Source organism: Idiomarina sp. UBA4206 (assembly GCF_002383015.1).
In the GTDB taxonomy this organism is placed as follows: domain Bacteria; phylum Pseudomonadota; class Gammaproteobacteria; order Enterobacterales; family Alteromonadaceae; genus Idiomarina; species Idiomarina abyssalis.
The window spans coordinates 72,866-82,033 of the sequence record NZ_DFTS01000008.1; the positions used below are offsets into that span (position 1 = coordinate 72,866).

Consider the following 9,168-nt stretch of genomic DNA (forward strand, 5'->3'; position numbering starts at 1 on the left):
TAGCTATTGCGAAGCGGTTATTAGGCGATTTACAGCCAATAAAAGACGACAACGCATCGCAAAAAAGCCTCTCAATTAAAGGAGCTGAAGGTCTTCTGGTAAGCTTCGCGAAGTGCTGCCGGCCTATTCCGGGCGATGATATTATTGCCCATGTCAGTCCGGGTAAAGGTTTGGTTATCCATCGCCGTGAGTGTAAAAACGTTCGCGGACATGAAGATGATCCCGGTCGATACTTCCCGGTTGAGTGGGATAACAAGCCCGACGCCGAGTTTATTTCTGAGATTCGCATTGAAATTGTTAACAATCAGGGTGTGCTGGCCAAGTTAACCTCGTCAATTGCCACCACGGGTTGTAATATTGACGGTCTGCAGACCGAAGAAATTGACGCCAACATTTATTTCATTGATGTGGCTTTAACCATAAAAAACCGTAAGCACTTAGCGGACGTGATACGTCACATTCGTAAAATGCCGGATGTTCAGCGCGTGACGCGCTTAAGGAAGTAATATGTCTAAAGTAATTATTTCAACGGATAAAGCGCCTGCTGCTATCGGCACTTATTCGCAAGCAGTCAAAATTGGCACGACCGTTTATCTTTCCGGGCAAATTCCGCTGGTTCCTGAAACTATGGAGCTTGTTAGTGAAGACTTCACGGCTCAGGCGGAGCAGGTGTTTAAAAACCTGACTGCAGTTTGTGAAGCATCCGGTGGTGAATTACAGGATATGGTCAAGGTTCAGATTTATCTGACCGACCTGGGTCAGTTCGCTATTGTGAACGAAGTGATGGCAAAACATTTCAGACAGCCGTATCCGGCTCGCGCGGCTATCGGCGTAAAACAATTACCGAAAGGCGCGCAGATTGAAATTGACGGCATTATGGAACTGCCCAGCACCAACTAATTTAGGCTGACTCTGGTGTCGGCTCTCTGTCCTCCAGAGGTCGGCGCCAGATGATAATAGCAATAGCCACTGCTGCCAGAATAAAGCAATAACCCGTATGCAAACTGACTGACAATGGGGATATTTTAAAGCTAGCCCCCATTAGCAGTGCTTGCGCTCCATACGGCAACGCGCCTTGTACAACACAAGCAAAAATATCTAATAAGCTGGCGCTTTGTCGTGGTGCTAAGTTACCCACTTTTGCCAAACGCTTGCTGACCTCACCGGCTAACAGAATACTGACGGTGTTGTTGGCAACACAGAAATTGGTCAGTGCGGTTAGTGCGGCAACGCCAATGGCGGAGGCTCGTTGCTTGTGTTTACTCACCTTGTTGGCTGCACTTTCGACAAAAGCGGCTAAGAAAGCCAGTCCGCCCTGCTGACGGATTAGCGCTGATAAGCCACCAATGAGTAACGACAGAAGGAAAATTTCCTGCATGCTGCCAAAGCCTTCGTAAATATCCTGACTGAAAGCAACCCATTCATAGTCGACCGTGAACATGCCAAAAGCAGCGGCTAACACAATACCAAGACCTAATACGGCAAAAACGTTAAGCCCCATTACCGCCAGTACAATAATGGCGAAGTAAGGCAGTGACAGCCAGAGGTTAGCTTCCGGGATCTCCAGAGGCACCTGACTGGTATCGTAAGTGATCAGCCAAATAACGGTGAAAATAGCTGCTGGTATTGCAATTTTAAGGTTCGCACGGAATTTATCGCGCATGGTACAGCCCTGTGTACGAGTTGCAGCAATGGTGGTGTCAGAGATGATGGATAAGTTGTCACCAAACATCGCGCCGCTAACCAGCACTCCGGCCAGCAATGGCAGACTGATATCCGTTGCTTCACCAATACCCAGAACGACCGGGGCCAGTGCCGCCAAGGTACCCATTGATGTGCCCATAGCTGTGGATATAACGCCCGCTATGATGAATAGCCCGGGCAGCAGAAATGACGGAGGGATAATGTTTAAACCTAAAGCCACCATGGCATCTACACCGCCGGTTGCTTCTGCGACCGTGGAAAAGGCACCGGCCAATAAGTAGATTAAACACATGGTAATGATGTTGTTGTCGCCGACACCACCGACGAAGGTTTCAATACGTTCTTCAAAAGCCTGTTTGCTGAGCAGTATACCCAGCACTATTGCCGGTAAAATAGCCACCGGGCTGGGCAGTTGATAAAACGCGTACTCTACGCCTTCGCTTTGAAAATACAGCCCTGTTCCTAAGAACAAAACTAAGAATAACGCTAGAGGTAACAGCGCCTTAGCGCTAGCCGGTTGTGGCGAAGCATCTGTCATGTGTCAGCCTTTTATTTTTATTTGGACGTCCAGAAGTTTATACAGCTAATTATCCTGATGCAACCTTATTCCAATTACGTGTAGACTGTCGGTAAAGTTGTTTTAGATCAGGATAGAGATAATGAGCCCGGATGAACTGCATTTGCAAATACGAAATTTGCGCCTGGAAGATTACGAACAGTTGAAAGCGTTAATGGATGCGGTCTATAAAGATATAGGCGGCTCCTGGAGTCAGTTTACGATAGAAAAGCTGATAAAAGATTTCTCGGAAGGCCAGTTTTGTCTGGAGGACAACGGACGCATTGTCGGGGTCGCCTTGACCGTAAAAGTTGAGTACACCAAGTTCTCTAACCCCCACACCTACGACGACTTAATTGGTCACAGAGAAGCCATTCTTAATAATAAGAAAGGCGATGCGCTCTATGGCCTGGATGTTTTAATTCACCCTGAATACCGGGGCTACAGACTGGGCCGTCGCTTGTACGATGCGCGCAAAGAGCTTTGCCGACAGGCGAACCTTAGGGCTATTCTGGCAGGTGGTCGTATCGTCAATTACTATAAGTACTCTAACGAACTGACGCCAAGCCAGTATTTGGATAAGGTGCAGCGCCGTGAAATTTATGACCCCATTCTGACCTTTCAGCTGGCCAACGACTTTAGCGTAAAACGCCTGCTGGGCAAGTATTTACCCGAGGACGAGAAGTCGCGCGGCTTTGCGACTTTGCTGGAATGGAATAACTTTCTGTACGAGCCATCGGATAACATTCTCACCACCCGTATTCAAAACGTACGCGTGGGGGCCGTGCAGTGGCAAATGCGCTCGGTTGAGTCGGTAGAAGAGCTGCTGAAGCAGGTGGAATACTTTGTTGATGCTTTGTCGGGTTATCAAAGTGACTTTGCTGTCTTTCCGGAGTTTTTCAACGCACCGTTAATGGGGCTGACTGACCAGAGCCAGCAAATGGATGCGATTCGTTTTCTGGCTGGGTACACCGATCTGTTTAAGCGTGAAATGTCGCAAATGGCGGTCAGTTACAACGTCAATATCATTACTGGCTCTATGCCGCTTCAGGATGGCGATACAATTTATAACGTGTCGTATTTATGCCGTCGCGATGGCTCGGTGGAAGAGCAGTATAAGTTACATATTACGCCACACGAAAAACGCGACTGGGTTATTGAAGGCGGCAACGAAGTCAAAGTTTTTGATACCGACGCCGGACGCATTGGCATTTTGATTTGCTATGACGTCGAGTTTCCTGAGCTTGGCCGCATAATGGCCGATGAGGGACTGGAAATTCTGTTTGTGCCGTTCTGGACGGACACCCGCAATGCCTATTTGCGCGTACGTCATTGCGCTCAGGCTCGCGCGGTAGAGAACGAATGCTATGTGGTTATCTGTGGCAGTGTGGGTAACTTACCTGAAGTAGAAAGTCTGGACGTGCAATATGCGCAGTCGGCTGTATTCTCACCGTCTGACTTTGCTTTCCCGCATGACGCAATTATGTCGGAAACGACACCGAACACCGAAATGTTGATGTTTTCTGACTTAAACCTGGATGAGCTGCGTTATTTGCATCACGAGGGGTCGGTAACGAATAAAAAAGACCGTCGGACGGACATCTATGAGGTATCGCGTAAGCTTTTAGGTTAAGGTTCAAAATAGCGCTAAACGGCACCATTGGCTGGCATCGATATAAAGCTGCCCAATATCGGTGCCGTTTAATTTTTGTTTTAAAGGGTGCTTATCCAGAGCGTCCCACTCGCCGCGCTCGTAAATTTCGGTCATTTGCAGTAGATAGCCCCAGACACCTTCGCGGCTTTTCAGCCCCTTTGTGATTTCTGAAGAAAGTGGCAGTTGTTTGAGAACATCGTCCATCGGTACCCCCAGTATAATATCCAGTAACGAAAGCATACCGGCTAGAAAAGCGCTGGAGCGATGTTTTTCATTGAGAATTTCGACCGTGACTAACTCCATAAAACGCGCCCGGGTCACTGACTTAATGGTCAGCTCTTCAGGTTGCCCTGCCGAGACATTGGCTAACACCACCAAGGTAACAAAGCGGCGAATTTCGGCATCGCCTAAATAGACTAAAGCGTGCTGAATGTTTTCTATTTTCTTACGGCCGCCGTAAAGTGCGCTGTTCACCAGTTTCAGTAAACTGTATGTCAGCGACAAGTCCTGCTCGATGATCTGCCTTATGGTATTTAAGTCGAGCTCTTTTTTATGAACCTCAGATAATAATGTCAGCTTACTAATACGGTTTGGCGAGAGCGATTTTTGTTGTACGACCTGAGGTTTCTCAAAGAAAAAGCCCTGAAAATAATCGAAGCCCAATTCAAGACAACGTTCAAACTCGTCGTAAGTCTCAACCCGTTCGGCTAAAAGAGGAATTCCCTTTTCTTTGAAGAACCGAATTTTACTTTCGAGGTTTAAGCCCTGCTCCTGAATATCAACTTTCACCATGTTGATCATCGGAATAACCGGATCCCACTGCCCGTCAAAGTCGTGATCGTCTAACGCAATGCGGTAGCCTTTCGACGTAGTGCTGCTGCAGGCTTCAAGTAAAGGAGCATCAACTCCGACGGTTTCCAGCAGCTCCACCCATACCGTTCGGGCATTTAAAAAAGAAGGAAAGTCGTTTAACAAAGTGCGGGCATGGAAATTAATAAACGCCTGCTTTCCCATGCACAGCGTCTGAATATCACCCAGTAAGTGCTGCTCCAGAAGCAACTTGGAGGTTGCCTCATTTGGGTCAATATTAGGAAAACTGTTGGAGTTGCTGTCGCGGAAAAGCAGCTCATAACCATAGACTTTTTGGTCTCTGGTGAGTATCGGTTGCCGAGCAATATAGGAGTACGACATTATTATTCTTGTCTTCCTTGATGAAGCATAGGGTTAGTTCTGACCGATTCTCTCGGGTATACTGCTTATATCTAGTCCTATTTTTATAAAAAAGCAAATGAGTCCTGAACGATATCAACGAATTAACCAAATGCTGGACAAACGCCAGCCAGACCTGACCGTTGTCATGGAGAACGTGCATAAAAACCATAATTTGTCTGCGGTGGTTCGCTCGGCAGATGCGATAGGCGTCCATGAAATGCACGCGATATGGCTGACCAAAAAGGCGAGGTTGTCCGGCGGAACTGCTTTAGGAAGCCAGAATTGGGTAAAAATTCACAATCATAAAACCATTGGTGAAGCGTTGGAGGCAACTCAGGGACAAGGTATGCAGGTGGTGGTGACTCACTTGTCAGAACACTCTGTAGACTTCCGTGAGGTCGATTACACCAAGCCGACCGCTATTTTACTGGGTCAGGAAAAATATGGCGTAACCGATGAGGCGCTGGATATTGCTGATCATCATGTGATGATTCCTATGGTGGGCATGGTACAGTCACTGAATGTTTCTGTAGCTGGCGCTGTAATGTTGTATGAAGCGCAACGCCAGCGTGAACTGGCTGGTTTGTACGATAAAACGCACGTGAGTGCCGAAGAACGACACCGAGTGCTGTTTGAAGGCGGTCATCCGATTTATGCCAAGGCATGCAAGCGTAAGAATATGCCTTATCCGGAGTTGGATGAAAATGGACAAATTGTCGCGGACGAAGCCTGGTGGCTGGCGATGCGTGCAAGATAAGGAGCAAAGGTGGCGGTAAAAGGACTGCAGCACATTCCACTGACGGTACTTAAAGGTGTGGGCGAAAAGGTTGCGGTTAAACTGCGCAAGCTGGGCTTAGCCTCTGTCAGTGATGCACTGTTGCACCTGCCGCTGCGATACGAAGACCGTACCCAAGTGACCGACGTTGCAAATTTGCGTGCTGGTGTGGCAACCAATGTTTTGGTCACGGTGCGGCATGCCGATATTAAGTACGGCCGTAAGCGCATGCTGATTTGTCAGGCCAGCGATGAAACCGGCAGTATCAGTCTGCGTTTTTTTCAGTTCAGTGCTGCTCAGTTAAAACAATTTGCTCAAGGCACGCATTTATTAGCCTTTGGTGAAGTGCGCCGCGGCATGACCGGCTGGGAGATGATCCACCCGGAATACCGCGTTGTTAAAGCCGGTGAGCCATTGAATATGCAGGAAACTCTGACACCAGTCTACCCAATGACAGAAGGTGTAACTCAAGGGCTATTGCGTAAGATCATTGAGCAGGCACTGACGTATCTTCAGCCTGGTTCTTTGCCCGAGCTTCTGCCGGAAAAATTAAGGCCCCATCAACTTTCTCTCGAACAAGCGATTTTAACTCTGCACCGGCCGCCGGTAGATGTTCCTTTGCATCAGTTGGAGCAAGGCGAGCATCCGGCGCAGCAGCGACTGGCGTCGGAAGAACTTATTGCGCATCAATTAAGTTTGCTGCAGTTACGCCAGTCCCGACAGGCTCAGGCGGGCTTTACCATAAAAGGCAATGGTGCGTTACAAGAGGCATTTTTAAAGCAGTTGCCGTTTTCACCCACTGGCGCGCAGGCAAGAGTGGTGAAAGAAATTACCAGCGATATGGCCCGAGGCCAACCAATGATGCGTCTCGTGCAGGGCGATGTTGGCTCGGGCAAAACTCTGGTTGCTGCGCTCAGTGCCCTGGCCGCGATTGAAGCCGGATACCAGGTGGCTTTAATGGCACCAACCGAGCTTTTATCTGAGCAGCACGCTATTACCTTTAGTCAGTGGTTAATGCCGCTGGGCATTAATGTCGCCTGGTTGAGCGGCAAATCAAAAGGGAAGTCCCGTCAGGAGTTACTGGCACAGTTAAAGCAAGGTGAGATCCAGTTACTGGTTGGAACCCATGCGCTGTTTCAGGCGGATGTTGCATATCAGCGCCTGGCATTGGTTATTATTGACGAGCAGCACCGTTTTGGTGTGCATCAACGGTTACAATTACGCGAAAAAGGCGTTCAGGCCGGTGTGCATCCTCATCAATTGATTATGACCGCAACACCCATCCCGCGCACTTTAGCTATGACAGCGTATGCGGATTTAGCCACATCAGTTATTGATGAATTGCCGCCCGGACGCACACCGGTCACGACGGTTGCCATTCCGGATACCCGGCGGGAACAAATTGTGGAGCGTGTGCGGGAGGTCTGTGCCACTGAAGGCCGTCAGGCGTATTGGGTGTGTACGCTTATTGAAGAGTCCGATGTACTTGAATGTCAGGCCGCAGAAGACACCGCCAATGACTTGCAGGAGCAGCTGCCAGGTTTAAGTATTGGCCTGGTGCATGGCAGGCTTAAGCACGAGCAGAAAGAACAGGTGATGCAGGCGTTTAAAGCGGGTGACATTGACCTATTGGTCGCAACGACTGTCATAGAGGTTGGGGTGGATGTTCCTAATGCGTCGCTGATGATCATTGAGAACCCGGAGCGGCTGGGCCTGGCTCAGTTGCACCAGTTGCGCGGACGAGTTGGTCGTGGCTCGGTTGCCAGTCACTGCGTGCTGCTGTATCACAGTCCGTTGTCACAAACGGCGCAGCAGCGACTGGGCGTTTTACGGGAAAGTAACGACGGTTTTGTGATTGCACAGCGAGACTTAGAAATTCGCGGACCGGGTGAATTGCTGGGGCACCGGCAGACCGGTCTGGCCGAATTGAAAGTGGCTGATTTAGAGCGCGATGAAGCGTTAATACCAGAAGCCCAAAATATTGCTCAGCACGTATTAGAGCACTACCCACAAAGCGCTGAAGCGTTAATTGAGCGCTGGTTACCGCGTCGTGACCACTATGCTCAGGTGTGATCATCAAGTACACTAGTACAAAATCAGTTCGGGATAGTTAAATGAACGATAAAAACGAAGAGTCCATTGACTTTGGGTACCAAAAAGTTGCCCGCAGTCAGAAGAAAAGCCTGGTTGCTGATGTCTTTCAATCGGTAGCGGCAAAATACGATGTCATGAACGACTTAATGTCGTTTGGCATTCACCGTTTATGGAAACGTTACACCATTGACTGCAGTGGTGTTCGCCGCGGTATGAAAGTGTTGGATATTGCCGGTGGAACCGGCGACTTAACCGCGCAGTTTTCACGCCGTGTCGGGGCTGAGGGCGAAGTTGTACTGGCCGATATTAACGACGCTATGCTGAAAGTAGGCCGTGACAAATTGCGCGATAGCGGCGTTATTGGCAATGTACGTTATGTGCAGGCTGACGCGGAAGAACTTCCGTTTGATGATAATACCTTTGACGTTATTACCATAGCTTTTGGCTTGCGTAATGTCACCGACAAAGACAGAGCTCTGCGCTCTATGCTGCGGGTACTCAAACCTGGCGGACGTGTATTAATTCTTGAGTTTTCTAAACCGGTATCGGCTACGCTGAACCAGGTGTACGACTTCTATTCGTTCAACATTTTACCCAAAATGGGACAGGCTGTTGCTAACGATTCTGACAGCTACCAGTATTTGGCGGAATCTATCCGCATGCATCCGGACCAGGAAACACTGAAGTCGATGATGAGCACTGCCGGGTACGAAAAAGTCGATTACCAGAATATGACTGGCGGCGTGGTTGCACTGCACCGAGGGTATAAATTCTGATGACGCTATTACCGCTTATTCCAACTTTGTTGGTTGAAAAGGTAGCGAATAATCTGTTGCACCGTGACCCGGAGTCGGTGGAGCGTTTGCAGCGTCTGGACGGAAAGCGTCTGCGCTTTCATCTGAAAGAGCTGCCTTTTGAAATTACCGTGAGTGTGGACACCCACGGTGTGCAGCTCAGTACGTCGGATGAGAGCGATGTAGACTGCCGGATAGCAACAGAAAAGGGTGTACTGCCCGAGCTGCAGGATACAGCCAACCTGACGCGACTGATCAAAGCGGATTTACTGGATATTGACGGTGACCCTATGCTGGCGCAACAGGTGGTGAGCTTGTTTAAGTCGTTAAACGTCGACTGGGAAGCTGAACTGGCGAAGACCATAGGCGACGTGCCTGC

9 protein-coding genes are annotated in these 9,168 nt (G+C 49.1%); 7 read left to right on the plus strand and 2 right to left on the minus strand.

Annotation, left to right across the window (positions count from 1 at the left end):
* A partial coding sequence (locus tag B3180_RS01285; RefSeq protein ID WP_349677604.1) for an ACT domain-containing protein occupies positions 1-506 on the plus strand: 506 nt, incomplete at its 5' end.
* Position 507: 1 nt separating this feature from the next.
* Positions 508-900 carry a RidA family protein gene (locus B3180_RS01290; RefSeq protein WP_222235901.1) on the plus strand — a complete coding sequence of 131 codons (393 nt, stop codon included), beginning with the start codon at positions 508-510 and terminating at the stop codon, positions 898-900.
* A gap of 1 nt (position 901) precedes the next feature.
* Here B3180_RS01290 and B3180_RS01295 read toward each other — a convergent pair whose 3' ends face one another.
* Positions 902-2,242 carry a Na+/H+ antiporter NhaC family protein gene (locus B3180_RS01295; RefSeq protein WP_199493789.1) on the minus strand — a complete coding sequence of 447 codons (1,341 nt, stop codon included), beginning with the start codon at positions 2,240-2,242 and terminating at the stop codon, positions 902-904.
* Positions 2,243-2,363: 121 nt separating this feature from the next.
* On the opposite strand from B3180_RS01295, the gene B3180_RS01300 reads away from it, so the two are divergent.
* Complete coding sequence (locus B3180_RS01300; protein WP_222235899.1) at positions 2,364-3,893, plus strand: bifunctional GNAT family N-acetyltransferase/carbon-nitrogen hydrolase family protein; 1,530 nt, start codon at positions 2,364-2,366, stop codon at positions 3,891-3,893.
* Between the two features lie 3 nt (positions 3,894-3,896).
* On the opposite strand, the gene B3180_RS01305 is transcribed toward B3180_RS01300, so the two are convergent.
* Entirely contained in the window at positions 3,897-5,105 is a 1,209-nt protein-coding gene (locus B3180_RS01305; protein ID WP_222235898.1) for an EAL and HDOD domain-containing protein, read from the minus strand.
* Between the two features lie 97 nt (positions 5,106-5,202).
* Between B3180_RS01305 and trmH the strand changes: the two genes are divergently transcribed.
* The 4 genes from trmH to B3180_RS01325 form a co-directional block, all read left to right on the plus strand.
* The gene (gene trmH / locus B3180_RS01310; protein WP_199493791.1) at positions 5,203-5,883 is read left to right on the plus strand and encodes a tRNA (guanosine(18)-2'-O)-methyltransferase TrmH; all 681 of its coding nucleotides are present in this window, start codon (positions 5,203-5,205) and stop codon (positions 5,881-5,883) included.
* Positions 5,884-5,892: 9 nt separating this feature from the next.
* Positions 5,893-7,974 (plus strand): ATP-dependent DNA helicase RecG, encoded by a 2,082-nt coding sequence (gene recG / locus B3180_RS01315; RefSeq protein ID WP_278358878.1) that lies wholly within the window; start codon positions 5,893-5,895, stop codon positions 7,972-7,974.
* A 41-nt stretch (positions 7,975-8,015) separates the two neighbouring features.
* Entirely contained in the window at positions 8,016-8,771 is a 756-nt protein-coding gene (ubiE, locus tag B3180_RS01320) for a bifunctional demethylmenaquinone methyltransferase/2-methoxy-6-polyprenyl-1,4-benzoquinol methylase UbiE (RefSeq protein WP_222235896.1), read from the plus strand.
* Positions 8,771-9,168, plus strand: a 398-nt coding sequence (locus B3180_RS01325; protein ID WP_286842485.1) for a ubiquinone biosynthesis accessory factor UbiJ, incomplete at its 3' end; no start/stop codon positions are given. The genes ubiE and B3180_RS01325, both read left to right, overlap by 1 nt.

Coding starts and splice junctions, on each gene's coding strand:
- B3180_RS01290 (WP_222235901.1), top strand. CDS start 508: ATGTCTAAAGTAATTATTTCAACGGATAAAGCGCCTGCTGCTATCGGC.
- B3180_RS01295 (WP_199493789.1), bottom strand. CDS start 2,242: ATGACAGATGCTTCGCCACAACCGGCTAGCGCTAAGGCGCTGTTACCT.
- B3180_RS01300 (WP_222235899.1), top strand. CDS start 2,364: ATGAGCCCGGATGAACTGCATTTGCAAATACGAAATTTGCGCCTGGAA.
- B3180_RS01305 (WP_222235898.1), bottom strand. CDS start 5,105: ATGTCGTACTCCTATATTGCTCGGCAACCGATACTCACCAGAGACCAA.
- trmH (WP_199493791.1), top strand. CDS start 5,203: ATGAGTCCTGAACGATATCAACGAATTAACCAAATGCTGGACAAACGC.
- ubiE (WP_222235896.1), top strand. CDS start 8,016: ATGAACGATAAAAACGAAGAGTCCATTGACTTTGGGTACCAAAAAGTT.